Consider the following 26,448-nt stretch of genomic DNA (forward strand, 5'->3'; position numbering starts at 1 on the left):
CCTCTTCTCTTAATTTATTTAGTTGGTATTTCAATATCATCAAGATTTTTGTAAACCTTCATTAAAATACTATCTAATTCTTTTTGTTCTTCAGAAGTTATGCCTTTAAAAATCATGTCATTACTATCTTGAAAAGCTTTACGAACTTCACCATAAAGATTCAAGCCTGCGTCAGTAATTGTTACGATTTTCTTACGACGATTGTTAGGATCAGCCTGCCGGGATACAAATCCGCGATCCTCTAGTTTTTTCAAAGCACGCGCAATACTTGCGCCATCGAATAAAGTGATTTCTCCGAGCTTATCTTGGGTGCATTCACCATGCTTAAAGACAATTGCCAAAAGGATACTTTCAAAAGTATTCAAATCCTCTTTTTTCAAATAACTAGCAGCAATTCGCTTTTTGACCATCGTGTAACGCATGGCAAAACCAACCAAATTATAGTCGTCCACTTTATCACCTCATTTTTTTCAAAAAAACTTTTAATATTTTAGAACAAAAAATATGCTACACCCGACTCTTGATAAAATCAAGAGTTAAGCATAGCATTTTTCTGTAAAACTATTTTTATTTTCAGAAACTAGTCGAAATAGTTAACCCCAATGGCTTTTCTAACTTCAGATAAAGTTTGGTTAGCTACAATATTGGCATTTTCGCTACCTTTTTTAAGAATATCGTAAACACCAGGAATATCTTTTTCATATTCTGCACGACGGTTGCGAATTGGTTCGAGGATTTCTTGTAAGACATCATTTAAATAACGTTTAACCTTTACATCCCCTAGACCACCAGCTTGATAGTGCTCTTTAAGTTCGGCAATCTTTTCCTTATCAGTTCCGAAAGCATCAAGGTATGTGAAGACAGTGTTACCTTCAATCTTACCGGGGTCTTCGACGTGTACGTGATTGGGATCAGTGTACATTGACATAACCTTTTTTGTCACCTCATCAGCTGAATCTGACAAGTAGATGCAATTGCCCAATGATTTACTCATCTTGGCGTTACCATCGATACCAGGCAAGCGTCCTTGACCCTTTGGTGGGAAGACTCCTTCTGGTTCAACTAATGTATCAACGTTATAAGTGTTGTTGAAAGTACGGACAATTTCACGAGTTTGTTCCAACATTGGTTCTTGGTCGTCACCAACTGGAACGGTATCAGCTTTGAAAGCTGTAATATCGGCTGCTTGGCTGACTGGATAAGTTAGAAAACCGGCTGGGATACTTTGACCAAAGCCTTTTTGCTTAATTTCTGATTTAACGGTTGGATTTCTTTCCAAACGAGAAACGTTGACAAGATCAAGATAATACATTGTTAATTCGTTTAAAGCAGAGATTTGTGATTGCACTAAAATATTAGTTTTACTTGGATCGATGCCGACTGACAAATAATCAAGGGCAACTTGAACTAAACTGTTACGAACTTTTTGTGGATCACGAGCATTATCCGTCAAGGCTTGCATATCAGCAATCATGATAAACATCTTGTATTTGCCTTCATTTTGTAACTTCACACGGTTTTTCAATGAACCTAAATAGTGACCAATGTGTAACTTACCTGTGGGACGATCACCTGTTAAAATTGTATTTGTTTTCATGTCTTTTCCTCCATCGATTCACTAAAACAAAATCGGGGTACAAAAAAAGCGCCCATTGTATTACAATAGGACGCTTGCACGTGGTGCCACCTGTTTTGTAGAAATTTTTCTACCACTCTTGGCGCTAAGGGAGCTACCCGTACCCATTTCCTAAAACAAGGTCGATAGCTCTTGCAGCCTAGAAGCTATTCTCTGAAAGCAACTACTTGAATTAGTACTTAAAAATGATTATGCTTTAATGTACTTTAATTGCTATTAGCATAATGAAAAAACGACAAATTGTCAACGAGGGGTATTTTTAATGACGATTAATCAATCTAAACAAGACGAACAAAAACGCGTTGATATTGTTGCCGAAAAAATTGACGACAAAATCGAAAAAATTACACAGAGTATCGACCAAGCTCATAAAGAAACTCACCGAATCGAACGAAACTACGGTGAAAATACTAAGGTCAATACTACCGAAGTCGATGACCAAATGGAAACTAACGCTTCCGTTCAACAACAGAAACAATTAGTTGCCTTAGCTGTCGAAAATGAAAATATTTTAAATTCTAATAAGTTAAAACTAGAAAACCTACAAGGCTCACCTTACTTCGGCCGCATCGATATCGTCGAAGATGGCGAACTCGATACGCTCTACATCGGGACCTCAACTCTACAAAGTGACGACGGTGACTTCTTGATTTATGACTGGCGAGCTCCAGTTTCCGGAATTTACTACAACGGAACCTTAGGAAAAGTAACTTACCCTACTCCAAACGGAACAGCCGAAGTTGAATTAAAGAAAAAGCGCCAATTTCAAATCGTTCACAATAAGATTCGCAACATGTTCGATACAAACGAAACCGTTGGCGATGAAATCTTGCAGTCAGTATTGAGTGAATATAGCGACGAATATTTAAAGAGTATCGTGGCAACTATTCAGCATGAACAAAACGTCATCATTCGTGACACACGTTCCGATATTTTGCTAGTTCAAGGTGTCGCCGGGTCCGGGAAGACTTCGGCAATTTTGCAGCGAGTTGCCTATTTGCTCTATCACTCTCGAGAAACGATGAATGCCGACAATATTGTTTTGTTCTCGCCTAACAAGTTGTTCAGCAATTATATTTCCGAAGTTTTACCTAGTCTGGGTGAACGTAACATGCGCCAAGTTACCCTCAATGAGTTTCTATCGCTACGTTTGACCGGTGTGCAAGTGGAAACTTTGTTCGAACGTTACGAAAAAGACGAGCGCAATTTACCCGAAACAACCGTCAAGATGCGGCTTTACAAGGAAAGTGGAGCTTTTCTGGAGAAATTAGGACAACTGGAAGATGAACATCCCGATCACACACCTTATTTTGAGGATGTAATCTTTGAAGGTAAACCATTCTTTACCAAGTCAGAAATTGAGTCCGTCTATCAAGCTACTAATCCGGCTTACCACATCCCTGACCGCTTCTTACAGACTAAAAACGCTTTGATCAAACAACTTCAAAAACGCATCCATGAAGACCGCAACGAAGATTGGGTCCAAGCTGAAATCGACAACTTGTCTGATGAAGATTTTCAACAAATTATCACAGATCACAATATTGAAGAATCGACTAACCAACGTGAAATCATCGCCGAAGAATTCCTCAAAGAACGCTATGCTCCAATCTACAACGCTTTGATCAACAACTACTTCTTCAATCCTTACAAGGAATATCTATTTTTACTTGGTAAACTCGATCAAAAACTAGTTTCTGAAAGTGTCTGGCAAACGATGATTGAATCAATCGACCACAACATCGAAACCCACAAATTGAGCCTCAGTGATGCCGTGGCAATTCTCTACTTACGTGACTTCATAACCGACGGTGGGGTCAACCGCAGTATTCAACACATCTTCATCGATGAAGTCCAAGATTATACGATGGCTCAACTAAAATACATCGAACACGCCTTTCCTAATGCTAAGATGACCCTCTTAGGCGACCGTTCTCAAGATGTTTTAACTAGTTCTTATCGAAGAAATGATTTAGTGACTGAAGTTAATGAACTGTTCAAAAAGAAACGCATCACCACGATCACTTTAAATCAAAGTTATCGTTCAACTGCTGAAATCACTAACTTTGCTAAGAAGTTATTACCTAACGGCGATGAAGTCAAAGCCTTTTCCCGTCAAGGTGAAGAACCTGTTATTAAGGTTTTCAACGACGACAACTACTACTATGGACTAAAAGAAACTGCTAAAGCCTTGAACCAAAAATATGACACCGTAGCCATCCTTGCTCGTAACCAAGCTCAAGCAGAACAAATCTACACACACTTTAGTGACGAATCAATCGTGACATTGGTAGATGCTAACTTCCGTTCGATTCCTAAAGGGATTTTGATCCTACCAATTTATTTGGCTAAAGGATTAGAATTTGATGCCGTAATTGGACATGACATCTCTGCCAAAAATTATCCTGATATGCGTAGTACTGATGTCTTATACACCATCTGCACCCGCGCCATGCATAGTTTGACACTTTGTGTCGATCAACAAATTTCTCCATTGCTAAGCGATGAACCTACCACTCTGATTTCCAGACAAGAAGTCGGACCAAGTGGTGAATAACAGCAAAAATAAATAGCCCTGTGGTGATCTTCACCACAGGGCTATTTTTCTTAATATGACTTTTCCAAGTCACACTCTTTAAATAATTATCGTTCCAATAAAAGCACTAACCATCGCAACGAAAATTGCCATTTTTTCATCTTTAGTATACAAGTAAGTCAAAGCATAGCACCAACCAAGTGCCATCATCATGAAGAATTGTAGTAGTGAACCTGGCAAACCAATCAAGCCAGCAATCACTCCACTCAAGATAATTCCCATAACGGCACTGTAAGCTGAACTATCTCTGAAAAAGTAATTAAAGAAAAATCCAGTTTGAACTAACTGTTGTTGAATAGCTATCACAAAGACATTAGCGACCACATTGAAAATAAAGACTTTCTGATCTGAACTCATAACATCATCGTTGACAAATTTTGGTAAATTACCCGTAATTTGTAAATAGCTGACCAAGATTCTCAAGGCGCAAGCCATGACGATCATCAAACTGATGAAACCAATGTTAGAGACTAGTGAATATGCAAATCCAGTTGCCGTATCAGAAAAAGAATCTTCTTCACGGATATATTTTCTAATCATCAAAAATAGCGTTACAATTCCTACAATAAAAAATAAAATAACTAGAAAAATATTTAAACCACTTTTAGTTGCAGCATGGTTTTTCAATATCAAAGTTACGATAGAAAATGCAATCCAAATTAAATATCTAACAAAATCAGTTCCTGGGGATTCTCCTACTCTCATAATAAATTCTTCCAATCAATAATTTTACTTTGTCATTATATCATACGCTAATACTTCATTTTAGGGACATTTTACATTAGAATTGAGAGAGTTATTTATGGAGGGCTGGCCCATTGAATAAAAAACAACATATCTTTTATCTGGATTTCATTCGCGTGATAGCTATTCTGTTAGTTATCTTTATTCACGTTTCCACAGTCGACACTTTAAAACACATTGGAACGACCGACTGGCAAATTATCAAGATGCTCAACCATTTCGCGCACATCAGTGTGCCAATTTTCTTCATGATTTCCGGCGCCTTGATTCTCAACAGTCCCAAGACTTTGTCACTCTCATACACCTGGAAAAAGCGAATTCCAAGGGTAACCATCCCCTTTTTGATCTGGTCAATTATCTTGCCCACTGCGGCCTACTTAACATCCAACCAAATCAGTGATCACGCATACTGGAATCGGTTGAAATTCATCATGAGTAAACCCACATCACCTGTTCTTTGGTTCATGTATCCTCTGATTGGAATTTATATTTTATCGCCAATTATTAAAACTTTTGTTGATAACGCCAGCATGAAAATGTTGATGTACGCCACAAGTGTTTGGTTAGTCACCTGTTCCTTAATTCCTTCAGTCAATGTCATGATGGGCAAAGATATGAAACATGTCTTTCAAATCTCCCCAGTTTCTAGTTTCATGCTGGTCGGCGGTTTCGTTGGCTACTACATTTTGGGGTACATCCTCAGCAATATCAATCCAAAAAAGATCAGTACATTGGCGTTATTAGTCTTGTTCATCGGCATTGCCACTTTTGGTAATTTCTTCTCCGAATCAGTTCCCAAGACTTTTGACACTAATAACAGCTACTACGTAACTTCACTGTTCATCCCGATAATGTCTCTGGCAGCCTTTGTTCTCTTACAAAAATTAGGCTTGTGGATAAAATCCAGTGGCGTCAAAAGTTTCTTTGAATTCATGTCACCTTTAGTCTTCGGAATTTATTTAATCCACAACTTAGTAGTCTTTTACGTCGAACCATGGTTCTTCAAGAACATTGATTTACGTGGTATCCCGGCAACTTTCGTTAGATATTTTATTGTAATAATAATTTCAACTGTTATCATCTGGTTCCTGAGTTTAATTCCCGGAATCAACTACTTACTAACCGGACATACCAGAAGAAAAAAATAGCCGACTCCTTTTGGAATCGGTTATTTCTATAGCTTAATTAGTCTTTTCTTGGTTTAATCCCTTTTAATAAAAAACCCAAAACAATCAAAAGAATACCAGAAATTGTAGCCAAAACACCAGATGTAGCACCAGTTTGAGGCAACTTCGCAGCATTGTCAGAACTATCATTAGCAGGAGTTTGTGATTCATTCTTATCACTACCAACAACATCAGGCAAGACGCCTTCACCTAATTCACTTGAATCATTTGAATTTTCAGAATTACCTTCAGATCCACCATTAGTGATGAGGTTACCGTCACCATTTTCTTCTGAATCCTTGTCTTCGGATTCGTTATCTTCATTTTCAGAACCTGTTTCTTCACCTGACTCAGAATCTTCATCTTCGTCATCTTTGTCGGTATCAGGTTCCTTTGGATCTGTACCCTCGTTACCACCGTTAGTATTTTCATCGGGTTCTTCAGGTTCTGTGCCCTCATTGCCTTCGTTACCATTATTGTTATTCTCGTCGGGTTCTTCAGGATCCGTGCCCTCATTGCCTTCATTAGTATTTTCATCGGGTTCTTTGGGATCGACTAAATTACCATTATCATCAATATCTTTTTCTTCATTTTCATCGGGTTCATCAATATTAGAACCATCATTTTCGTCGGGTTGATCTGGCTCTCCAGGCAACCAATCAACTTCACCAGGGATAGTAACTGGCTTTTCAAACTCAGTTTCAATATCAGAATTATCTTGTAAATCCCATCTATGAGTTTCTCCACCTTGTACATTCACTTTATCGGCAACTATATTTCCATCTAAATTATGATGAATATTTATAGTTGCATCTGGTGCCAAAATGCTTCCCTGGAACGGTCTATTAATTTCAATATCTCCAGCATACTGATTATTAGATGTTGTACTATCATAGAAATTCCATAATAAATGGTTATCATCAAAATACTCAGTTTCCTGATTAGGACGCTCTTTGTTATTACCACCGATACCATCATTAAAAATCAACTTAATCTGGGAATTAATATTAATCGGAGCTTCTCCTTTAGAATCCACGTTAATAATTACAGAAGTCCCTCCCTTGTCGGATGAAAGTCCAGCAATAGTTATAGGCGTATCCATTTCTAGCGATTCTTTATCAAGACTAATAATAATTTTATTATTAGTTGGTTCAAATTCTTCTAAATTAATTACTCGTTGATTACGATCAGGAAAATTATCATTTGAGATATTGGCCGTTATATGGCTATCAGCTAAGTTTTGAGAATTTCCCTCAAGCTTTTCCAAATATTTACTAATATCTATATAAACATTTGAACCTTTATCCTGATAAATTTCATCATTATCCAAGTGATCAATTTTTATATTATTGACACTAGGATACTTTTCGTTCCCATCACCACTCTCATTTCCTAATTTAACATCGTTATTAACACCAAAAATTACTTTGTTATACCTACTGTCTGTTTTACTGACAAATGAACTATTTGCTAAATTATGTACATTCTGAATATATGAAATGTCCGTATCAACATGACTTTCTGAAGAATTAATTATATTAGTTCCAAAGTTTACGTTTCCATAAAGATTTCCAGCAACAACATTTCCATTTGTATGTGCATTTAATGATGCCTCATTGGCAAAAATATGAAAATTTGAGGCATACCCTAATGGATTATTAGGCTCTTCTTGGCCAAAATCCTTTTGGATTGTTTTACCATCTTGTACATTATTATTTTCTGATTTTACCAAAGTATTTTGTTTTTGATTACCTGTACTTTGAGTTGATTGCACAGAAGTATTTTCACCATCAATACTATTTTGATTACCGGCACTTTGAGATTGTACAGAATTATTTTTACTGTCAATACTATTTTGATTACCAGCACTTTGAGCAGTAGCGGCACTATCAGTGGTACTTGGAACCTCATCAGCTTTAACATTATTTGCGCTTATCCCCGTTAGTACAACTGCACTAATTGCAACGCATGATAAAGCCCATTTTTTCCCTTTTCTCATTAACATAATTAACTAAAATCTCCCTCGTTGAGTTTAGAATAATTATTATTATCTAATAAAACTGGTAATAATTTTATTTATGAAAATTATTACTCTACTCTAATTTATTGTCAAATAACGATTTATTTTATGATAACTCTCTTGAGATATAGTACGTAAGTTCTTTAATGTCAGTGAAAGTAAGCGTAAACACTAATTATCATGCCATATATTTTATTTTAATTAATTGACTAAATAATATTTTTCAAATTAGCCAACAATTTTTCTTTTATCTCGATTTAAAATAAACAATTGCGAACCACAGAAGATCAGAACTAGTCCGGTCAATAACAAATCAATTCCTTTTGAAACTATCGATACTATTTCAGTGAATTCCTGATTAATGGCTGGTACCAGTGATAAATATATGTAAACCACAACTAACGGAATTGCCACCGCTAAATAAATAATCGTATACACGTAACTTTTATTAATGATCAGGCCTAAATCTAGGTCAAATTGCTGAGTCTGAATGTCCATAATGTGGAAATGCTTATCAATCAGGAAAATCAAAACTAAAGGATAAAGGCAGAATAAAATATTGTAAAAAAATTGCATAATCATCTCTCCGTTCACTTAATAAGCCAACAATATCGATTAACAAAATTTTGAGCAATAGCTTTTTACGATAATTTTATTTAGTTACTTTTTATATGAAGGTAATTATTGATTGCCACTTTTATTTTCATAGTAAACAAAAAGAATCCGAAATGTTTTCAATAAACACTTCGGATTCTTTTACTATTTAGAGCCATCTATCGGATTTGAACCGACGACCCCCACCTTACCATGGTGATGCTCTACCTATCTGAGCTAAGATGGCAAATCACTCTCTACATTTTACCAAATTAGTTACATGTAGAAAATGGTTTTAGTTAAAAAGCCTCAATAATTTCTGATAACCCTGTCGCAAAGAAAAAGAATGCTAACAAGAAGACAATAAAATCTCCTGCTAAGACGGGATTAAATAGCAAGATTACTGCAAACAATAGGTTCAGCAGCGCTACAATCACAATCAGGATATAATATTTTCTGCCAAAGAAATGGTAAAAACGAGCTGTGAAAATTTGGAACACTGCATCCAACAAGAACCAGATTGCAAATAAATAAACGATAGCTGCCACGCCAACTTGAACGTGGGAAATGAAAATAATACCGATAATAATATCAACGATTGCACTAAAAATCGTCCAACCGCTTCTAACGCCAAGAAATCTAGTCATCTGAGAACCGAACCATAATTGATATACTCCACGTAAAATTGCAAAAAATCCGAATATTACGGCGATGGTAGACAAACTACGCAAAGGATACCAAATGACTAAATAACCAGCGTACAAAGAAATTAATCCGATAATGAAACCGAACCAATCAAAACGTCGCTTTGGTTCACTCATAAATCTCTCCTCCTTTAAAATCCAGTAATTATTTTACCATTTAGAGTTATCAAAGTTGAACAATATGCGCTATAATATAAGGGCTAATAAAAATATTAGGCTAAACGAAAGGTTGTAAAATTGTCACCTAACAAAGAAAATTATTTAAAAACTATTTACGAACTAAATTATGATTTCACTAAAATCACTAACAAACGTATCTCTGAAATCATGAATGTTTCGGCACCTTCAGTTACTGAAATGCTGAATTCTCTATCGAGTGAAGGTTATTTAACTCATTCCCCTTACAACAAAATTGTTTTAACACCTAAAGGGAATAAGGTTTCCGAAAAGTTAGTAAGAACTCACCGTCTCTGGGAAGTTTTCCTACACGAATGTCTTAAATACCCTGTTGATAATGTTCACCACAATGCTGATGCTTTGGAACATGCTTCAGATGATGGCTTGATTGACCATTTAAACGATTTTCTCGACCACCCTCAACGTTGTCCACATGGTGGAATTATTCCTGGTAACGGCCAAGGAGAGACCGATGCTGACGATAAATTGCTCAGCATGATTCCTGATAATACCAAAGTGCAAATCGTCCGTGTTTCCGATAATTACGACTTTCTTCAATACTTTGGAAGTTTGAATTTGGAAATTGACGATACGATCACCGTTTTAAAACATGAAAAATTCGATAACTCATTGGTCGTTTCTAAAGAAGATGGTTCAAAATTGACCATCGGTGCCAAGGCTATCGACTATATCTTTGTTGAATTGAGATAAAAAAAATCCGTGATGAATTAAATCATCACGGATTTTTTTATTTTCTTTCATCAGCAATTTTATGATAAAACGATGCTAAAACCAGTTGTTCGTAAGGCTGCAACCAGACTGATAACAGTTCATGCGTGAAAGCATTCAAAATTTCCCAGAAGAAGAATTCTACGCAAATGGAAAAGAAAGTCCATTTGTAGCCACGCATCACGATTGAACTGCGACTGAAACTTGAAAATGCCATACGGATAGTCCATGTTCCTTGATCTTTTTGATCATCTCGAAAAACTAAAAAAGCTTGCGAGAAAATCACTAAAAACCAAATCCCCGGAATGACATAGAGCATGAATCCGGCTTCTAGAAACAAGCCGAATAACGCCGTTATGAATAAAACCGGGAAAAAGTAACGTCCTGAAAAAGCTCGTAAACTATCTTTGATTGCATTGATCTCTACATCAGGATTGCGGAACTTATCTACTAAGGCATAAGAAATTCCTGCACAGACCATTACAAAGAAGAAAAAGAAAGCATAGACAGCAACATTACTTTGGGGCGTCAGGCTTAGCATATATTGAGCTGCCGACGACGGGTCATTAGCTAAATTAGCTGAAATTTCTTGGAGTCTTTGACTTGCTTGTTCAGGATCAGCCAAATTTACGTTCAAATTTGACATCCAAGTATGATAAACCTGCATCCCAAAATAAACTGCTAAAAACCTCAACAAAATGGGAATAATATTCAGTGAAATATTCCCTTTAATATCTTTTAAGAAAGCACGATGTGCATCCCTTCTAATCTCTAAAGCTGATATATTGTTCGCGTTATTCATTATATCCCTCACATTAATAACGCCATTATAACAAAGATGAACGTACAGTCCTAACTCAATTGATAGTGATTGGGGCTTTCGTCGTTACAACGGTCAAAAGATTCTGAGCATCAGGCTTAATTTGATAGGTTTCACCTTGTTTTTTATCGTCATAACGAACATAGCCATTTTCAGAAGTTAAGTCCATCCCCTCAACTGTTAAATCTTGAGCATTGAATTTACCTGAACTGTACATGCGAAACTCATTTTTATTCATCATAGTTGTTTTCGAAATCGAAATTTTACTGTGATTAGCCATAGCTTTTAATGTATCAAAGTTTGATTCTTTTACTATCAAATCAGATTCATCCATGTTGATATTAGACTTTAAAAAAGTAGTATTGGTTGCTTCAACGCGTGAATAAGCATTTGCAACAATATTAGCGTTACTCAATTTTGTATTGATCAATGTCAAATTAGTATCGTACATGTTCAATTTTTCAACATTATCGACCGTTACGTCACTCATATAAATATTAGAGTCATAATCCATGTCTTTTACAGACTTAACGAAATTTTTTATCGTTATATCATTCATCCGAATATAACCATTAGAAACTCTGATGTGAACATTATCCAGTGCCTTATCCATTGGTACCGTTATGGTCACACGAGCTCGATTAATTGCATCCACGCCAATACCGATAGTCCCATTCTTTTGGTTTTGACCAGTAACTGTCAAGGTATCACCTTTTTGTTCATGTCTAGGCAGCGATGAAGCATCTCCAGTCATACGGATTTTATAGCGATCACCTAAACGAACACTAACATCCATATCTTTACCTTTAAGATTAATGTTTTTGAAATCATTCAAAGGGTCAGTCGTATCAACTTTAGTGACAACTTGGAAACCATGGTTCCAGACGACTGACTTATTGCCACCCATGATAAAGCCACCGAGTAACAACAAACCACCGACAATCAGTAAATAAAAACCTGTTACGAAATACTTACGCATTTTTTTGTTCCCCTTTCATCGGAGTTTTTCGACCGTGAAGTAACTTCTTTCCTAACCAGCGGAAGAAAATAACGATCACACTAAAGAACCACTTAAACAATGCAATGGTAATTGGAATCAAGAAGAAATCTACACCAAGAACTAACAAGCCCATTCCTACATAGAAGATGGCTGTTGGGAATGACTGGAAGATGACCCAAAACCCCATAAAAATCAGGCCGATTCCGACGATCACCGAAGCAGCAACTAAGAAAAGGAATAACAAAATAAAGAAGATTCCCAGACCAACGACTAAAGCTAGCATCAAAATAATAATTAAAGCGATGGGAATCGCAACAGGAGATGCCATCAAAGCTAATAGGACTAAACCGATCATCCCTAAATTCTTTTTAGCTCGTTCGTTTCCTGACAATTGACCATTGTTAACATTTTGATAGTTTTCTTCTGACATTTTAATCGAATAATCCGTTAAAACTTTGCGGGCTAAATTTTTGGGAGTCCCCAATTCGTTGATAATCGCATCTGAAGTTTGTAAATTAGCATCAGCGATGTATTCACGATAAAATTCAACAACATCATTTTGTTCCGTTTCACTCAATTGATGCAAATAAATCTTAAATTCATCAATATAAGCATCTATTACTTTATTCTTCATTTTTCCCCTCCAAGATAGAATCAGTAGCGTCCTTTAAATCTTGCCAATTCTTCTTAATTTGTTCTAGTTGCTCAACACCTAAATCAGTAATCTTATAATAACGGCGGTTGCGACCTTCATACGCTTCGTCATAAGTACTCAACCAACCTTCTTTTTTTAAGCGACGTAAGATGGGATACATTGTCGATTCGGAAATTGGAAATGACTTTTGCACTTCCCGCGTAATCGCGTACCCGTAATAATCTTCTCTCGTGAGCAGAGCTAAAACAGAACCTTCAAGAATCTCAGTTGATACCTGAATTGCCATAATATCTCCTCGTTTCTATTATATTATACGTCGTATAATATAATTTCATGAATAATATTATTATAGTTTATAGTATATGTCAATTTAAAATAAAAATACTTGACTTTAGTTTTCATAGGACGTACGATAATTTCAACATTTTAAAACAAATATAAAAAACGACGACAGAAGAGTAATTGAGCAAACTGGTCCAGAGAGTCAACGGTGGTGGGAGTTGTCCCAGTCCTCGATGAAACACATCTGTAAGTTAAATGATTGAAGTCACAGTAGGTCATTTCGGTAGCACCGTTAAAGCTGAAGTTCTTGTAACTTCATGAGTCTAGTATCGTGAGATATTAGAAATCAGAGGTGGTACCGCGAAAATTCGCCCTCTTGGTCTTTTGACCGAGAGGGTTTTTCTTTTTTTTGAGTACGACAGTTGCAAGAACTTCTTGAGGTCGGCATCGTGAGGTGTTGACGAACTAAGGTGGAACCACGTGAAAACGTCCTTTAGCAATTTTGCTAGAGGACGTTTTTTTTATATTTGAAAGGGGAATTAATTATGATCAATTATATTTTTGAAATTTTACCATCGCTATTAGATGGCACGATGATGACTTTAAAAATTTTCTTTTGGACTTTGGTTTGTTCATTACCACTAGGAATCTTAGTTTCGTTAGGAAGAAGCTCAAAGTTCAAACCCTTGAGCTGGCTTATCTCGTTTTACATTTGGGTAATGCGGGGCACACCTTTACTACTCCAACTGATTTTTGTTTTCTATGGCTTGCCAAATATGCCGTTTTTCCCAATCGTTTTTGAAAGATACGACGCTGCTTTATTTGCTTTTATCCTCAATTACACAGCCTATTTTGCCGAAATCTTCCGTGGTGGTTTTGGAGCAATCGACGAAGGACAATTTGAAGGAGCTAAAGTGCTTGGTTTGAATTATTGGCAAACAATCCGGACGATCATCATTCCACAAATGGTCAAAATTGTTCTCCCTTCAATCGGTAATGAAGTTATCAACCTTGTCAAAGATTCATCACTAGTCTACGTCATCGGTTTAGGGGATCTACTTCGAGCCGGAAATATTGCTAGTTCACGAGACGTTACCCTCTTGCCACTAGTCTTAGTCGGAGTGATTTACTTGTTGTTGACACTAGTTTGCACCTGGCTACTCAAAGTACTCGAAAAACGCTTCAGTTACTACCGTTAGGAGATAAAAATCATGTTGAAATTAGAGAATATTACAAAAAGTTTTGATGGCAAAACCATCCTTGATAATTTAAATTTAGAAGTCAAAGACAATTCGATTTTGAGTATCGTTGGTCCTAGTGGTGCCGGTAAAACAACCTTGTTACGTTGCATCGCCGGTTTGGAAAAAATAGATTCTGGAACTTTTGTTTTAAACAATCACCCATTTGATCCCTACGATGAGTCAGAAAAAGAACGGGTCGTTGGTGTCGTCTTCCAAGATTTCAATCTATTTCCACATTTGTCGGTGATGGAAAACATCGCCTTGGCCCCCAAACTCGTTTTGAAACAAGACAAGACGACCATTCAAAAAAAGGTCACGAAACTTCTTGACCAATTGGGACTAACTTCTTTAAAGGACCAATATCCGTTTGAGCTTTCCGGCGGTCAAAAACAGCGTGTTGCTATTGCTCGAGCACTTGCCATGCAACCACAAATTCTTTGTTACGACGAACCAACTTCAGCGCTTGATCCAAGTTTGCGTGATACAGTCGCCCAAGTGATTTTAGATTTGAAGAAAACTGGTATTACTCAAATCGTCATCACCCATGATCCTGATTTTGCCAAAAAGATTGCTGATCAATTGCTTGAAGTCAAACCATTAAATAATTAATCAAAGGGGGATTAATAATATGAAGAAAAAAATTTTAATTTTAATTGCACTACTATTTTTTGCCCTTGGATTATCTGGTTGTTCGACGAATCAAAAATCAATTGCTCAACAGGCCAACACGGCTGATACTTGGTCGCACATCAAAAAAAGAGGTCGGGTCATTATCGGTTTAGACGACACTTTTGTTCCGATGGGCTTTCGTCAAAAAGACGGTCAACTGGTCGGTTATGACATTGATTTAGCTAAAGCCGTCTTCAAAGAATATGGCATTGAAGCCGACTTTCAACCAATCGACTGGAATATGAAAGAAACTGAACTCAGAAATCGGACGATTGACTTAATTTGGAATGGTTATACGATTACCCCAGAGCGAGAAAAACAGTTGGCCTTTTCAAGACCCTATATGGCCAATCGCCAAGTTTTGGTGACTAAGACTAAAGAAAATATCACTAGTTTTAAAGGAATGAAAAATAAGACTCTTGGTGTCCAAACGAGTTCCTCCGGTGCTAGCTTGCTCGACCAGAAACCAACGATGCTAAAAGACTATATCAAAAATAGAACTCCGGTCTTGTACGATTCCTTTAATAACGCTCTGATGGATTTGGACAATGACCGAATTCAAGGACTATTGATCGATAGCGTTTATGCTGGCTACTATATTAGTAAGGAAAAAGATCCTGCTTCTTATCGAACAGTCAGCGGTGGCTTTACTGGCGAAGACTTTGCTGTTGGAATTCGCAAAGGTGATAAAACTTTGAAGAAGAAAATCGATCAAGGCTTACAACAATTAGCCAACGATGGCACACTCCAAAAAATCAACAAGAAATGGTTTGGTAATTCTGACAATTCACTAATCAAACCAACTAATAAAAAAAGCAGCGACTAATTTTAGTCACTGTTTTTTATTTCCATTTCAACAAATTGATCAATAATCTTATCCAAAAGTTTTTTATTACGTAACTGCCCTACCCATTCGGGATTTACACAGTCATTTTGATGTAAACAACTAGCTAAAGAAGCGGTGATACTGGCAACGGTGTCGGTATCGTCTCCCAAATTGACCGCCAAAAGAATCGCTTCATCGATTGAATCAGTATTTAAAACACACCACAGACAGGCATGCAAAGTGTCAACTACATAGCCAGTCGATTTGATGTCTTCGCGATTGGTCTGCTTAAATCCGTGTTGAAAAATGGCACTGAACTTCTTGAATTCATTCAACTCTTCCGGGTAGTTCTGTAAATTATTTTTCAAGTGGTCTGGTAATTTTTGTAAGATTTCAGTTAAATTCTCGCCATTTAATAAGAAATGCAAAATTTCTAGGTAGATGAAACTAGCCATCACACTTCGAGGATGCCGGTGAGTCAAGCAAGTGTGATTTCTCGTCAGCTCTAAGCGATATTTTGTTTGCTCAACATTACGCAGATGAATTGCCAAAGGCGCTAAACGCATCAAAGCACCATTGCCGTTGGCATAAACACTGGGGTCACCGCATTCTAAAGCTGGATAATGATTGATCGACCAATTACGAATCGACTTGGCACAACCTTGACCGATTCCAAAAGCTTGCCCATCAGGAGTATATTTATTTCTAAACATGTAATCTTCAAATTTTTGCATCAATTGCTCGTAGTTGCCGTGTTCCACTAAATTTTCCATCAATGGCAAGGTAAAAGAAGTATCATCTGACCAGCTTCCGGGAGCTTTTTCCCAAGTTCCATTGCCTATCATTTTGTCAACGTAGTAAGTGTCACGCTTCGCAAATTCCACGGGTACCCCCAAGGCATCCCCGACAACTGCCGCATATAAAATGTTTTTTAAGTCGAGCAAATTATCACCTCTAAAAAAATACTGAGGTCAAAATTGGCCTCAGTTTATATTAATAGATTTTAGAATCCCATCTATAGCACGTAGTCCCTAGAATATTAATAGGATGAAAGCCAAAAAGATGCCGAACACTGCCAGCAGATTGACTCTCTTTCTATCATCACGAACTTTTTTAAATTTATTCTTGTTCATAATATCATTCCTCCGTGCCACTTTCGTTATAACATCATCTTTATCCCCTGAAAAGATATCTTAATAAAAACTTTTATTAGTTTTTCAAATTAAAATACATTTTAGACTTATTTTTTGAAATCACAATGGTATTTTTCATGAAATTTTTAATTATTTCAGTATAATTGGTATATAAACACAAAGGAGCTTTTTTTAATACTATGGAAAAAAAGAATCGAGTATATTTAGCCGGGCCCTTTTTTAGCGCCAACCAAATCAAACGTTTGGATGAAATTGAAAAACTTTTAGCTGCTAATCCAACTATTGGAGACATTTTCCGACCTGGCAAGGACGAATACTCCAATGCAGAAATGGGATCTTTTGAATGGCAAACCGCTGTTTATAAACATGATATTAACAACATCAATATTTCCGATATCGTAGTCGCAATGCTAGACTATAAAATAGAAGAAAACGAAATGGAACCTGATTCAGGAACAATGTGGGAATGCGGTTATGCCGTAGCTAACAACGTGCCTGTGATTGGTGTCAGAAATGTCAAAGACGAACCATTGAATTTAATGTTGGCCGGAAGTTTAACAGCTTTCTTCAACGGTCATGACAGTATCCAAGAAATTAAGGATTATGATTTTAACACTTTAATGACTAGATACGAAAATGTGAAGGTACTTTAGGAGGAAATGATGTCACAAGTAACACAACGAACAGAAAAATCGATTATCACGGCAATGATTTCATTGTTGCAAAAAAAGCCATTTGAGAAGATTACTGTTGGCGACATTTGTGATGAGGCATTGATCAATCACAGTACTTTTTATCGTTACTTTAATGACAAATATTCCTTGTTACATGCCGTCTTTTCATATTTATTGGATGATTTATTGAACAATACTTCAAATGCCAAAACAATCGTTTATCAAATTGTTGATTTCATGGAGAAAAATAGCAAGTTCATGCATCATATTTCTCCTCAATATCAAACCAAAGCCAATCTTTATCCCGAATTTCGCAGTATTTTAAGAGATATTGTTAAAACTAAGAGTAAGGATCCAGCCAATCAAAATGATCCTTTGATTAAGATGATTACTGAATCTGACACACCTGAGTTGATGATCAGTTTCATCGTCGGTGGCTTGATTGGACTCGTTGAGTATTTAGAAGACAATGATTTCAACGTTTCTTACGACAAGTTCATCGAGTTTACTGGTGATTTCTTTACTAAATGGAGTAAGTAATAGTTCTTTTTGAAGTGTGGTGGAAGTATGCCGTCCTCCATAGCAAAGCCGATTTTGGCTGGAACGATGTGGGCCGACTTGGAGCCAATTTCAAAACCGGAAATTGTCTTCAAGCTCGACCTTATTCTAAGCAATAAATTGCTAAGAATAATTTCACATCTGAGCCAAATCGGCTTTGCTATTCCGGACTGAATAACAAATCTATGATTTATTAATTTTCCATTCATTTAGGAATAGTAATTCAATTCAAAAGTAGGGTTTGACACTTTAACTAGTTATCATGCTTCCCTCCCCATTTAAAATAGAAGTAACAATAATAAAAGCAAAAAAAGAGAATGTTACTAGACATTGCTAATTACTGATGTTCTAGTAAAAGTCTCTTTTTTTAATATCGTATTAAATCAATCAAAATATTAATGTATTCAGACTATAAAACAGTTAGTTATTTAATCTAAACAGAAGTCTATCTAATTTCCGAATTTACTGGAATACTGCAAAAATCTGAAATCCAGTCTGGAGCAACAGCTCTGGGAAATGCTCAGCCGTGAAATTTCTCTTAACGCTTTAGCGTTTAGTGAAAGACCAATCTTGGAGACAATTTTCGGGCTTAAAAATTGGCTTCAAGTTGCGTCCACAGCGTTCCAGCGTTTCCCAGAGCTGTTGCGGAAGACGGCATCTACCACCCCCAAATAAAAAACCATTTAAAAACCAGCCTCCACTGTTCTAAAATATAACTATGTTACAAGGGGGGAAAATATGTCTACTAAAAAATCACAAACTTGGTTCTTAATCAGTATGATGTTGATTGCCGCTAACTTGCGGCTGCCGATTATGATCATTCCACCACTTTTGAATACGATTGAAAAACAATTGGGAATTCCGAAATCGATGGTCGGTTTGATTACTTCGATTCCTTTGATTACTTTTGCTGTTTTGTCGCCAATTATTGTCAAGATTGCCAAAAAATGGGGCAACGAATTGACTATTTTTGTTTTCTTTTTAATTTTGATTGCTGGAAGTTATTTAAGAATTATTCCGACAGCTTTGGCTTTGATGTTTGGAACTTTCCTAGTCGGTGTGGGGATCGACAGTGGTAATGTTTTGGTTCCGGCTGTTATCAAAGATCAGATGCCCGACCAAATTCCGTTGGGAACTAGTCTTTACACTTTATCAATGTTGTTGATTGGAGCGATTGGAACGGCTCTTTCGGGAATTTTCATTACTAAGATCAGTCTCCAAAGTACTTTGGCTATCTTGTCGGTGATGGGAATTATTGCCACAACTTTCTGGATTCCGCGTTTAAAAAATAATCAGCGAACTAAGGAACAAATTGAGGAAAAAACTTACCGCAGTGTCTGGAATCAAGATTTAGGTTGGCTGATCACGGCCTTTTTCGGATTGCAGTCGATCGTCTACTATTCCTTTATTACTTGGTTGCCATCACTCTTACAAAGTCACGGAATTTCGACGATTGCCTCTAGTAATTTGTTGACGCTTTTGCAATTGAGCGGTCTGCCATGTTCTTTTATCGTGCCCTTTTTGTCAGTTAAAAAAGGTGGTATGAAAAAACTCTTGACCATGCTCTTTCTAGGATATGCAGTTTCACCACTTGGCTATCTTCTGCCCAGTGAGAATATTATTTTCCTAACTATTATTACGATTTTGACCGGTTTTGGATCAGGTTTGGCCTTTAATATGGCCGTGATCTTCTTCACCGAGAAAACTACTAATCCTTATCAGACCGCTGAAGTTTCCGGAATGGCTCAGTCGGCTGGGTATTTACTGGCTGCAGTTGGTCCCACCCTCTTTGGTTTGATTCAAACTAAAACTAACTCTTGGAATTTGATAATCGTCATCTTGATTGTCTTGTCAGTTCTGTTGACGACTTCCGGAATTTTTATTGCACGTCATTCACCAATTAAAGAATAGGAGTATTTATAATGAAATATTTATTTTTCGATTTTGATGGCACCATTGCCGACACTCAAACAGGAACCATCGAAGCCTTGCAGCACATGGCAGAAGATCAGGGATTAAAAGACTTGGGCACTGATACTTACAAGAAATTCATCGGCCCAGCCCTTGGTGAAAGCTTGGCTAAGTTTTACCCTGATTTATCCCCATCACGTTATCATACAGCGATGACTTCTTATGATGAGTACTACAAAAATAACAGTCTATATCACTTAACTTTATACCCCCAGATTGCTGATGTGTTGGCAGCCTTAAAGTTTGACGGCTATCAACTTTATATTTCTTCAGCTAAAACTGAATCTCTCATTAAAAAATTGATCCCTTATTTAAAACTCGATCAATATTTCGATGGACTTTTCGGAGCTTCAGAAGATCAAGTCACTCGTTCCAGTAAAGCTGACATTTTAAAATATGCTCTCGAAAGTGTCGGTGCCAGTGCTGATGAATCGGTTATCGTCGGTGACCGGGCAACTGATATTTTAGGTGGCATTGCTAATCACGTTCACACGTTAGGAATCACCTATGGCTTCGGATCCTATGCGGAATTACGCGATGCTGGTGCCGAGTCAATCTTGGAAGATCCAACTGAAATTCCATCCGAAATTAGAACTTTTTAGATTTTTCCCTTGCTATGAAACGGGTTCGATACGTTAGTATATAAATTGTAAAGAGAGTTAGACATGTCGAAGCTCCTTGTTAATACGACAAGGGAGATATAATTATGCTATTTAAACTTTTTAGAAAAAATCATACTACCGCAAATATCGAATTATCTGACAATAATCAAGTGAGCGCTTTGAAACTCGCCGCTACAAAAGCTGCCGATGAGTTCAACTTGGATGCACAAGCCGTTCAAAGTAGCTTGTTTGCTAGTGCCGCTCAAGAACCAGTCATTTTGGAAAATCGTGTTGCTTATATGTTCGTTACAACTGACCAAAAGACTAGAAATCACACGATGACTTTGACCTTTAAAGAACCCGTCTTGTGGGGCAATAACAGGATTCCGGTTGACTACTTGATCGTCGGAATTCTACCTGACAATTATAGCCAAGAGGATAACGACAAATTAGCAGAAAACATTACGAATAAAATCACTGAGAATGCTGATAAACTAGACGATATTAAATTTAACGATGGTGAATTGAACAAATTGAATCAATCATTCACCGATTAAAAAAAAGCCGACCGCTTTGGTCGACTTTTTTTATATACCATTTTCTAATTGGGAGCTGGGCGCTCTTGTTTCACTCTCTATTTGAAACGAGTTACACAAGAGCAACTCCCTACGAGATAACAAAATTTCAGGAATCACTCGTAAAGTGCGACGAGCAATTCCTGAAATTACGTTATCCTCCGGGAGCTGAACGCCCTTGTTTCACTCTCTATTTTGAAACGAGTTGCACAAGCCAGGCCCAGCCATATAGCTACATTCCCCAAATCACACGCAAAACCGGCGTGCAATTCGTGAAATTAGGCTATCTGTCTGAGCCTAAGCGGGCTTGTTTCACTCTCTACTTATTTACATCAAACGTATATCCACTAGGATAAAATTCTAGTCGATAAGCACGATAGACATAGGCTTTTGATGCCGCATTTTTAATTGTAATATTGAAAACTTGGTTACCGTCAGAATCTACTTCAATAATGTTACTTTCTTGACCTTTGTTCTTGAAACCAAAGTCAATCAAAGTATTACCATTACTCTCACGTTCCGCGTAACCAATAATATTAGTGAAGTTGGCTTTTCCAAGTGATTTCCCATAAGCCCAAGTTTGATCAATGGTCATGTTATTCAAGTTAACATGATATTGTACTGCTTGGGAATACTTGCCGGAAGTCTTCTTATCACCATTTGTGACATCAATATTGTTGTCATAAAGGATAATATCTTCACCGTCAGTCGTCTTTTCTAGTTGATACAAACCGTGCTGACCACCTGTGATTGAAGTTCCCTTCGTTGGTGTCAAAATCTTACTACGATATTTCTTTGGCCAACTCGACTTCTTCTTACCACTGTAAATCCAAATAATTTTATTAGTCTTGTAATTAAGTTTCATGATCATATCTTGGTTACGACCTGAAATCATAATCGTATTATCCGAGGCATCATAATCGACCGCATTTTGATGGAACCAGTCAATCTTACCATCTGCACCTGCCTTGTAATTTTTATACATTGAACTAGGTAACAGTTTCTTCAAATCAATCACTTTAACAATTTTTCCCGTCTTGTGAGAAATTTGAACCATGACATCTTCTTTATACTTCGAGCCATCATTGACCGTCGCTAAAATATCCTTATTTGGTAATTCTAATAAATCATGATGAATGACAGTCGTTTCATCTTTAGCATTATTACTATCATTTGATTTTACTTTACTATTAAAACTATATTCTTTATAAACCCGACCTAGGACATCGGTTTCAATTAAATCATTATAAACCATCGAATCAACGGTCTTCTTCGTCAAAATCAAGAAATGACCGTTGTCAGTTTGTTCAATTGTGTGTTGTGAATAATTAGTTGAATACCATCTAACTTCACCATCCGCATCGATTGCAAACGGTTCTTTAGTCGTTCGGTTGATCAAAGTTAATTTATTTTGACCAATATCCATCTTATCTTTATCATTTTTAGTTACTTCAATTTCAGCATTCTTGACGTACTTAGGAAGTTCACCGGTCTTAATCGTCAAAACTTTCGTTTCAGTCGTGCCGTCCTTGTAAGTGATCGTCATCGTGACCGTGTTGTTCGTATCAGCGTATAAACCAGCAACTGGCACTTGATGAACTTTCTTATATCCTTTTACCGAATTAGTAATGCTAGTCTTGTCAGTTTTACCCTCAACTGTATAACTGACCTTCGCAGCTTTATCAGTTTGGAAAATCACCAAAGCCGTCAAAGGCGAATCTTTGTACGGATTAACCTTCACATAGGGATTGTCCAAAGTGTAATTACTATCCTTGGTAATTTTTTGATATTGCTTCGTTAATTTTTCCTGAGCATCCTCACGCGTCGTAATTAACTTAGAACCAATATTCTTTTTGATCTGTGCCGTCGACAGCGGTTTATCACTATCGGCAGTCTTACTAGTACATCCCACCAGTACCAACAATACTAATGGAATCAAAGTTAATAAAAAAAGCTTCCTCTTCCTCATTAAAATCTCCTTAATAAAATTTTTCTCAACTTATTAATAATATAAAAAAAATGTTGACATTATGCCAACATTTTTTGAAGATTTTGTGAAGTTCCTTAATGTAGGATTTTCAAGCAGTATAACCTTTTTGACCGAAATCCCCATCACACTTCACAAATCTCACAATTTTTTAAACCAGATAAGCCAAGCCCCTATAATTTTGTTAGAAAGATTATTATAATAATTATTAAAGACTTTAATAAAGGGGAACTTACTATGGCAGATATTTCATCAGATGATTACTTCAGGATTGTTCAAAAAGTTTGGGCAACCGGCAAATTTAAAGACCTCGGTGTTACAACAGGCAAGAAATACATTCAAATGTATAACGAATTTATGCAAAACGTTGGTGGCGATAATCCCACTGAACTAGAGGAAAAGTTCCATCCTGACGATTGCATGCTTGCAGCTGCCAACGACGTTGACCCCGATCAAATGGTCATCATGTGTTCACAAGAAAAAAATGGCAAGACTTATTTAGAAACATTCACCGCCGCAACCGACGTTGACTTCTCACACATGAATCCTGTCGAAGACGCCTTCTATCACGAAATGATTCGAGCTGACTTTAAGGGACGCATTAAGGAAATTGAAGAATAACAAAAACAAGGAACCCCAATGATGGAGTTCCTTGTTTTTATTTATAATCCATTTCATATGGGCGTGATTCGACTGAGATCTCGTCCGTAACCCACATAATGATGACTATCAACTTGCGAAAAATCCGTTTCTGAATGTCTAATCAGATATACTTTCATGTCTTTCCCTCAGATAAAGCCTAAAATTTTAATCACGATCATTGATAACACGATACTGATAATTGCGTGTAGCATGAATAAAATTGAAAAGGTTATAAAATAAATGGCTGCTGTCATTGTCACTAATCTTAGGTTCAGTAAATACAAAATAGAGCCTAGGACAATTAAAACAACGACCCAAGGCAAGATTCCCTTGTTAACGGTTGAAAAATCATTACGGCTCAAATCATAGCCGGTGCTGGCAATCATGATCGTCAAAACAATATAAATCAAGATCATCCACCATGAAGCATTGGCAAAACTTGATTTAAGATTATCTAAAACCGAATCAAAAATCATACTAGCTGACAATTGGGTATCGATATTTAAGCTCTGAACTAGCGCCGTTAAACTAAATTGAGCTTTTAACAAGAATTTTTGCAACAAATACAAAACAATTGAGCACATATAATACGGAGCTAAGCCGATAAAGAAGTTACCCAACAATTGATAAACGTTACGGTCGTTATATCGATGATCGACGGAACCTAATGCCCCAGAGCTCTTGTAGTTGACGTTCAACAGCTGCACTTTGGTCACCTGATGTCCAAATAGATAGGCAAAAATTGCATGGCCTAATTCGTGGATAATCACGCCAGCTCCACCTACGATGAGTTGACTGTTATTTCCCAAGTTATTGACCAACATAATTTTTGACAAATGACCTAACCATGAAGTAATCAATGACGTTACATAAGGTACTAGAGTAAATATAGCTACAAAAATTATCACAAAATCAAAATAATTCGTCCACACACCAATCTCTCCTTAGTGTAATTTTGTAAATTATATTCTTATTCTACTTTTTCTACCTCATTTAGACGTCGATTTGAATCATTCTTAACCAATTGATAAATAGTTGCGGCCACGGGTACTCCTAAAAGCATTCCGACAATTCCATTCAAGCCGCCACCAACAGTAATAGCTGCCAAAACCCAGATTCCAGGTAGGCCAATTGAAGTCCCAACGACACGTGGATAAATGACGTTACTTTCAAATTGTTGCAAGACTAAGATGAAGATCACGAAGAAAACAGCTTTAATTGGAGATTCAACAGCAATCAACAAGAAGCCAACGATTCCACCCAACCAAGCTCCTAAAATTGGGATCAAAGCGGTGATACTGATAAAGGCCCCGACCGACAAAGCATATGGCAATCGGAAAATCAGCATTCCAATCGCACACAAACTTCCTAAAATAATAGCTTCTGTTACCTGACCGGCGATAAAACTACTGAACATGTTGTTAGTAACATGTAAAACGTAATTAACTTTTTTAATATGTTTTTTTGTCATATAAGCATTCATTAATTTCTTAACTTGACGACCTAATTTTTCCTTAGTTGCCAAAATATAAATAGCGAAGGTCAAAGCTAAAATGAAGTTGACAAATCCCTTAGTGATTCCTGAAACAATCTTAAACGTTGAACCAAAGACCCCACCGACACCACTAGTCAAATACTTCATTACTTTAGCCTGAATTGAACTCCAATCAATATTCATCGATTCAATCTGATCTGAAACAAACGAGTTATGATTAATTTTTTCAAAAAGATTGGATAAATCGTTAATAAAAGATGGAATATATTTAAAGAAATTACTCAAGGCACTGAAGAATTGCGGCAAAACAAGCCAGAAGACTCCTGCCAAAACGAGTGAGACGATAATCAAAGTGCTAAGGATCACCAGTCCCCGACGACTTTTTTGAAGAATTTTTATTTTAGTATTGGGAAAAAAGTATTTCTCCAACTTTACACATAAAATGTTCAACACGTAAGCCATCACAGCACCAAGAATCAGTGGCATCAAAACGCCTAATAAATTCATGACACCACCATAAATCTTGACTGGATATATTAAAATAAACAACAACAAAACACCAATAATACTATATTTGATTATGTCTTTTTTACTAATCTTCATAAATTCTCCCCTACTATGATTATTCCCTCAATATATCACAAAACTAGTTGTCAAAGAAATATACTTTTTATTTGTCTGCGGTGTTTGCGGTGTTTGCGGTGGTGGTGTAGTATGCCGCTCCTCCGCAACAAAGCTGATTGGGCGGCAACGTGCTGGGCCGACTTTGAACTACCGCAAAGTTCGCGGCATTTCAAAGCTCGACCTTATTCTAAGCAATAAATTGCTAAGAATAATTTCACATCTGAGCCCATCAGCTTTGTTGCTCCGGTGCTGAATAACGGATCTATGGGGTATTTATATTCCATTTTTTTGGAGGTGGATGTTCTAT

Annotated in this window: 26 protein-coding genes, 1 tRNA gene and 1 other annotated feature; of the genes, 12 read left to right on the plus strand and 15 right to left on the minus strand. The window is 36.8% G+C overall.

Features of this window, described 5'->3' with window-relative positions:
* Positions 1-14: 14 nt before the first annotated feature.
* Positions 15-452, minus strand: coding sequence for a MarR family winged helix-turn-helix transcriptional regulator (locus EGT49_RS05510; protein ID WP_135372326.1), 438 nt, complete (start codon positions 450-452; stop codon positions 15-17).
* 128 nt (positions 453-580) lie between these two features.
* The gene (trpS, locus tag EGT49_RS05515; RefSeq protein ID WP_135372327.1) at positions 581-1,597 is read right to left on the minus strand and encodes a tryptophan--tRNA ligase; all 1,017 of its coding nucleotides are present in this window, start codon (positions 1,595-1,597) and stop codon (positions 581-583) included.
* Positions 1,598-1,898: 301 nt separating this feature from the next.
* Here trpS and helD point away from each other — a divergent pair, with 301 nt between their 5' ends.
* Entirely contained in the window at positions 1,899-4,193 is a 2,295-nt protein-coding gene (helD, locus tag EGT49_RS05520) for an RNA polymerase recycling motor HelD (protein ID WP_135372329.1), read from the plus strand.
* A gap of 78 nt (positions 4,194-4,271) precedes the next feature.
* Here helD and EGT49_RS05525 read toward each other — a convergent pair whose 3' ends face one another.
* Positions 4,272-4,937 carry a CPBP family glutamic-type intramembrane protease gene (locus EGT49_RS05525; RefSeq protein ID WP_135372331.1) on the minus strand — a complete coding sequence of 222 codons (666 nt, stop codon included), beginning with the start codon at positions 4,935-4,937 and terminating at the stop codon, positions 4,272-4,274.
* Positions 4,938-5,050: 113 nt separating this feature from the next.
* On the opposite strand from EGT49_RS05525, the gene EGT49_RS05530 reads away from it, so the two are divergent.
* A complete protein-coding gene (locus EGT49_RS05530; protein WP_135372333.1) occupies positions 5,051-6,124 on the plus strand; it encodes an acyltransferase in 1,074 nt (357 codons plus the stop codon).
* 37 nt (positions 6,125-6,161) lie between these two features.
* Here EGT49_RS05530 and EGT49_RS05535 read toward each other — a convergent pair whose 3' ends face one another.
* From EGT49_RS05535 to EGT49_RS05550, 4 genes are all read right to left on the minus strand, one after another.
* Positions 6,162-8,147 carry a collagen-binding domain-containing protein gene (locus EGT49_RS05535; protein WP_135372335.1) on the minus strand — a complete coding sequence of 662 codons (1,986 nt, stop codon included), beginning with the start codon at positions 8,145-8,147 and terminating at the stop codon, positions 6,162-6,164.
* 243 nt (positions 8,148-8,390) lie between these two features.
* Positions 8,391-8,738, minus strand: a complete 348-nt coding sequence (locus EGT49_RS05540) for a hypothetical protein (protein ID WP_135372337.1) — start codon at positions 8,736-8,738, stop codon at positions 8,391-8,393.
* A 191-nt stretch (positions 8,739-8,929) separates the two neighbouring features.
* Positions 8,930-9,003 (minus strand) — tRNA-Thr (locus EGT49_RS05545).
* Between the two features lie 52 nt (positions 9,004-9,055).
* A complete protein-coding gene (locus tag EGT49_RS05550) occupies positions 9,056-9,577 on the minus strand; it encodes an HdeD family acid-resistance protein (RefSeq protein ID WP_135372340.1) in 522 nt (173 codons plus the stop codon).
* A 120-nt stretch (positions 9,578-9,697) separates the two neighbouring features.
* Between EGT49_RS05550 and EGT49_RS05555 the strand changes: the two genes are divergently transcribed.
* Complete coding sequence (locus EGT49_RS05555; protein ID WP_135372342.1) at positions 9,698-10,348, plus strand: metal-dependent transcriptional regulator; 651 nt, start codon at positions 9,698-9,700, stop codon at positions 10,346-10,348.
* A gap of 37 nt (positions 10,349-10,385) precedes the next feature.
* Here EGT49_RS05555 and EGT49_RS05560 read toward each other — a convergent pair whose 3' ends face one another.
* Genes EGT49_RS05560 through EGT49_RS05575 form a run of 4 tightly spaced genes read right to left on the minus strand, consistent with a single transcriptional unit; the run spans position 10,386 to position 13,127 of the window.
* Positions 10,386-11,168 (minus strand): DUF975 family protein, encoded by a 783-nt coding sequence (locus EGT49_RS05560; protein WP_135372344.1) that lies wholly within the window; start codon positions 11,166-11,168, stop codon positions 10,386-10,388.
* A gap of 55 nt (positions 11,169-11,223) precedes the next feature.
* Positions 11,224-12,165 (minus strand): DUF4097 family beta strand repeat-containing protein, encoded by a 942-nt coding sequence (locus EGT49_RS05565; protein WP_135372346.1) that lies wholly within the window; start codon positions 12,163-12,165, stop codon positions 11,224-11,226.
* Positions 12,158-12,820, minus strand: coding sequence for a DUF1700 domain-containing protein (locus EGT49_RS05570; RefSeq protein WP_135372348.1), 663 nt, complete (start codon positions 12,818-12,820; stop codon positions 12,158-12,160). Before EGT49_RS05570 ends, EGT49_RS05565 begins: the two co-directional genes overlap by 8 nt.
* The gene (locus EGT49_RS05575; RefSeq protein WP_135372350.1) at positions 12,810-13,127 is read right to left on the minus strand and encodes a PadR family transcriptional regulator; all 318 of its coding nucleotides are present in this window, start codon (positions 13,125-13,127) and stop codon (positions 12,810-12,812) included. The genes EGT49_RS05570 and EGT49_RS05575 overlap by 11 nt, the downstream gene beginning before the upstream one ends.
* Before the next feature lie 152 nt (positions 13,128-13,279).
* Positions 13,280-13,502, plus strand: a binding site (T-box leader).
* 166 nt (positions 13,503-13,668) lie between these two features.
* Between EGT49_RS05575 and EGT49_RS05580 the strand changes: the two genes are divergently transcribed.
* Genes EGT49_RS05580 through EGT49_RS05590 form a run of 3 tightly spaced genes read left to right on the plus strand, consistent with a single transcriptional unit; the run spans position 13,669 to position 15,859 of the window.
* A complete protein-coding gene (locus tag EGT49_RS05580) occupies positions 13,669-14,322 on the plus strand; it encodes an amino acid ABC transporter permease (protein ID WP_135372352.1) in 654 nt (217 codons plus the stop codon).
* 12 nt (positions 14,323-14,334) lie between these two features.
* Positions 14,335-14,973: an amino acid ABC transporter ATP-binding protein gene (locus tag EGT49_RS05585; protein ID WP_135372354.1), complete on the plus strand. Its 639-nt coding sequence runs from the start codon at positions 14,335-14,337 to the stop codon at positions 14,971-14,973.
* A 19-nt stretch (positions 14,974-14,992) separates the two neighbouring features.
* Positions 14,993-15,859: an amino acid ABC transporter substrate-binding protein gene (locus EGT49_RS05590; protein ID WP_135372356.1), complete on the plus strand. Its 867-nt coding sequence runs from the start codon at positions 14,993-14,995 to the stop codon at positions 15,857-15,859.
* 2 nt (positions 15,860-15,861) lie between these two features.
* Here EGT49_RS05590 and EGT49_RS05595 read toward each other — a convergent pair whose 3' ends face one another.
* Positions 15,862-16,803: an ADP-ribosylglycohydrolase family protein gene (locus EGT49_RS05595; protein WP_135372358.1), complete on the minus strand. Its 942-nt coding sequence runs from the start codon at positions 16,801-16,803 to the stop codon at positions 15,862-15,864.
* Positions 16,804-17,192: 389 nt separating this feature from the next.
* Here EGT49_RS05595 and EGT49_RS05600 point away from each other — a divergent pair, with 389 nt between their 5' ends.
* The 5 genes from EGT49_RS05600 (at position 17,193) to EGT49_RS05620 (ending at position 21,375) form a co-directional block, all read left to right on the plus strand.
* Positions 17,193-17,666 (plus strand): nucleoside 2-deoxyribosyltransferase, encoded by a 474-nt coding sequence (locus tag EGT49_RS05600; protein ID WP_135372360.1) that lies wholly within the window; start codon positions 17,193-17,195, stop codon positions 17,664-17,666.
* A 9-nt stretch (positions 17,667-17,675) separates the two neighbouring features.
* Positions 17,676-18,227, plus strand: coding sequence for a TetR/AcrR family transcriptional regulator (locus tag EGT49_RS05605; protein ID WP_135372362.1), 552 nt, complete (start codon positions 17,676-17,678; stop codon positions 18,225-18,227).
* A gap of 756 nt (positions 18,228-18,983) precedes the next feature.
* Positions 18,984-20,156 carry an MFS transporter gene (locus EGT49_RS05610; protein WP_135372364.1) on the plus strand — a complete coding sequence of 391 codons (1,173 nt, stop codon included), beginning with the start codon at positions 18,984-18,986 and terminating at the stop codon, positions 20,154-20,156.
* 11 nt (positions 20,157-20,167) lie between these two features.
* Positions 20,168-20,818, plus strand: a complete 651-nt coding sequence (locus EGT49_RS05615; protein ID WP_135372366.1) for an HAD hydrolase-like protein — start codon at positions 20,168-20,170, stop codon at positions 20,816-20,818.
* Positions 20,819-20,922: 104 nt separating this feature from the next.
* The gene (locus tag EGT49_RS05620) at positions 20,923-21,375 is read left to right on the plus strand and encodes a PTS sugar transporter subunit IIA (RefSeq protein ID WP_135372368.1); all 453 of its coding nucleotides are present in this window, start codon (positions 20,923-20,925) and stop codon (positions 21,373-21,375) included.
* Positions 21,376-21,712: 337 nt separating this feature from the next.
* Here the strand turns inward: EGT49_RS05620 and EGT49_RS05625 are convergent, their stop codons facing one another.
* Positions 21,713-23,362 (minus strand): aryl-sulfate sulfotransferase, encoded by a 1,650-nt coding sequence (locus tag EGT49_RS05625; RefSeq protein WP_167849767.1) that lies wholly within the window; start codon positions 23,360-23,362, stop codon positions 21,713-21,715.
* A gap of 255 nt (positions 23,363-23,617) precedes the next feature.
* Between EGT49_RS05625 and EGT49_RS05630 the strand changes: the two genes are divergently transcribed.
* Positions 23,618-24,001 carry a hypothetical protein gene (locus EGT49_RS05630; protein ID WP_135372370.1) on the plus strand — a complete coding sequence of 128 codons (384 nt, stop codon included), beginning with the start codon at positions 23,618-23,620 and terminating at the stop codon, positions 23,999-24,001.
* A gap of 167 nt (positions 24,002-24,168) precedes the next feature.
* On the opposite strand, the gene EGT49_RS05635 is transcribed toward EGT49_RS05630, so the two are convergent.
* Together EGT49_RS05635 and EGT49_RS05640 are read right to left on the minus strand one after the other, a co-directional pair.
* A complete protein-coding gene (locus EGT49_RS05635; protein WP_135372372.1) occupies positions 24,169-24,954 on the minus strand; it encodes a hypothetical protein in 786 nt (261 codons plus the stop codon).
* 38 nt (positions 24,955-24,992) lie between these two features.
* Positions 24,993-26,120, minus strand: a complete 1,128-nt coding sequence (locus EGT49_RS05640) for an AI-2E family transporter (protein ID WP_135372374.1) — start codon at positions 26,118-26,120, stop codon at positions 24,993-24,995.
* Positions 26,121-26,448: the final 328 nt, after the last annotated feature.

Source organism: Companilactobacillus suantsaicola (genome assembly GCF_004745525.1).
In the GTDB taxonomy this organism is placed as follows: domain Bacteria; phylum Bacillota; class Bacilli; order Lactobacillales; family Lactobacillaceae; genus Companilactobacillus; species Companilactobacillus suantsaicola.

Bases quoted from the DNA above. Each gene is read 5' to 3' on its own strand.
- trpS (WP_135372327.1), bottom strand. From the start codon at position 1,597: ATGAAAACAAATACAATTTTAACAGGTGATCGTCCCACAGGTAAGTTA.
- helD (WP_135372329.1), top strand. From the start codon at position 1,899: ATGACGATTAATCAATCTAAACAAGACGAACAAAAACGCGTTGATATT.
- EGT49_RS05525 (WP_135372331.1), bottom strand. From the start codon at position 4,937: ATGAGAGTAGGAGAATCCCCAGGAACTGATTTTGTTAGATATTTAATT.
- EGT49_RS05535 (WP_135372335.1), bottom strand. From the start codon at position 8,147: ATGTTAATGAGAAAAGGGAAAAAATGGGCTTTATCATGCGTTGCAATT.
- EGT49_RS05540 (WP_135372337.1), bottom strand. From the start codon at position 8,738: ATGCAATTTTTTTACAATATTTTATTCTGCCTTTATCCTTTAGTTTTG.
- EGT49_RS05550 (WP_135372340.1), bottom strand. From the start codon at position 9,577: ATGAGTGAACCAAAGCGACGTTTTGATTGGTTCGGTTTCATTATCGGA.
- EGT49_RS05560 (WP_135372344.1), bottom strand. From the start codon at position 11,168: ATGAATAACGCGAACAATATATCAGCTTTAGAGATTAGAAGGGATGCA.
- EGT49_RS05565 (WP_135372346.1), bottom strand. From the start codon at position 12,165: ATGCGTAAGTATTTCGTAACAGGTTTTTATTTACTGATTGTCGGTGGT.
- EGT49_RS05570 (WP_135372348.1), bottom strand. From the start codon at position 12,820: ATGAAGAATAAAGTAATAGATGCTTATATTGATGAATTTAAGATTTAT.
- EGT49_RS05575 (WP_135372350.1), bottom strand. From the start codon at position 13,127: ATGGCAATTCAGGTATCAACTGAGATTCTTGAAGGTTCTGTTTTAGCT.
- EGT49_RS05580 (WP_135372352.1), top strand. From the start codon at position 13,669: ATGATCAATTATATTTTTGAAATTTTACCATCGCTATTAGATGGCACG.
- EGT49_RS05585 (WP_135372354.1), top strand. From the start codon at position 14,335: ATGTTGAAATTAGAGAATATTACAAAAAGTTTTGATGGCAAAACCATC.
- EGT49_RS05590 (WP_135372356.1), top strand. From the start codon at position 14,993: ATGAAGAAAAAAATTTTAATTTTAATTGCACTACTATTTTTTGCCCTT.
- EGT49_RS05600 (WP_135372360.1), top strand. From the start codon at position 17,193: ATGGAAAAAAAGAATCGAGTATATTTAGCCGGGCCCTTTTTTAGCGCC.
- EGT49_RS05605 (WP_135372362.1), top strand. From the start codon at position 17,676: ATGTCACAAGTAACACAACGAACAGAAAAATCGATTATCACGGCAATG.
- EGT49_RS05610 (WP_135372364.1), top strand. From the start codon at position 18,984: ATGTCTACTAAAAAATCACAAACTTGGTTCTTAATCAGTATGATGTTG.
- EGT49_RS05615 (WP_135372366.1), top strand. From the start codon at position 20,168: ATGAAATATTTATTTTTCGATTTTGATGGCACCATTGCCGACACTCAA.
- EGT49_RS05620 (WP_135372368.1), top strand. From the start codon at position 20,923: ATGCTATTTAAACTTTTTAGAAAAAATCATACTACCGCAAATATCGAA.
- EGT49_RS05625 (WP_167849767.1), bottom strand. From the start codon at position 23,362: ATGAGGAAGAGGAAGCTTTTTTTATTAACTTTGATTCCATTAGTATTG.
- EGT49_RS05630 (WP_135372370.1), top strand. From the start codon at position 23,618: ATGGCAGATATTTCATCAGATGATTACTTCAGGATTGTTCAAAAAGTT.
- EGT49_RS05640 (WP_135372374.1), bottom strand. From the start codon at position 26,120: ATGAAGATTAGTAAAAAAGACATAATCAAATATAGTATTATTGGTGTT.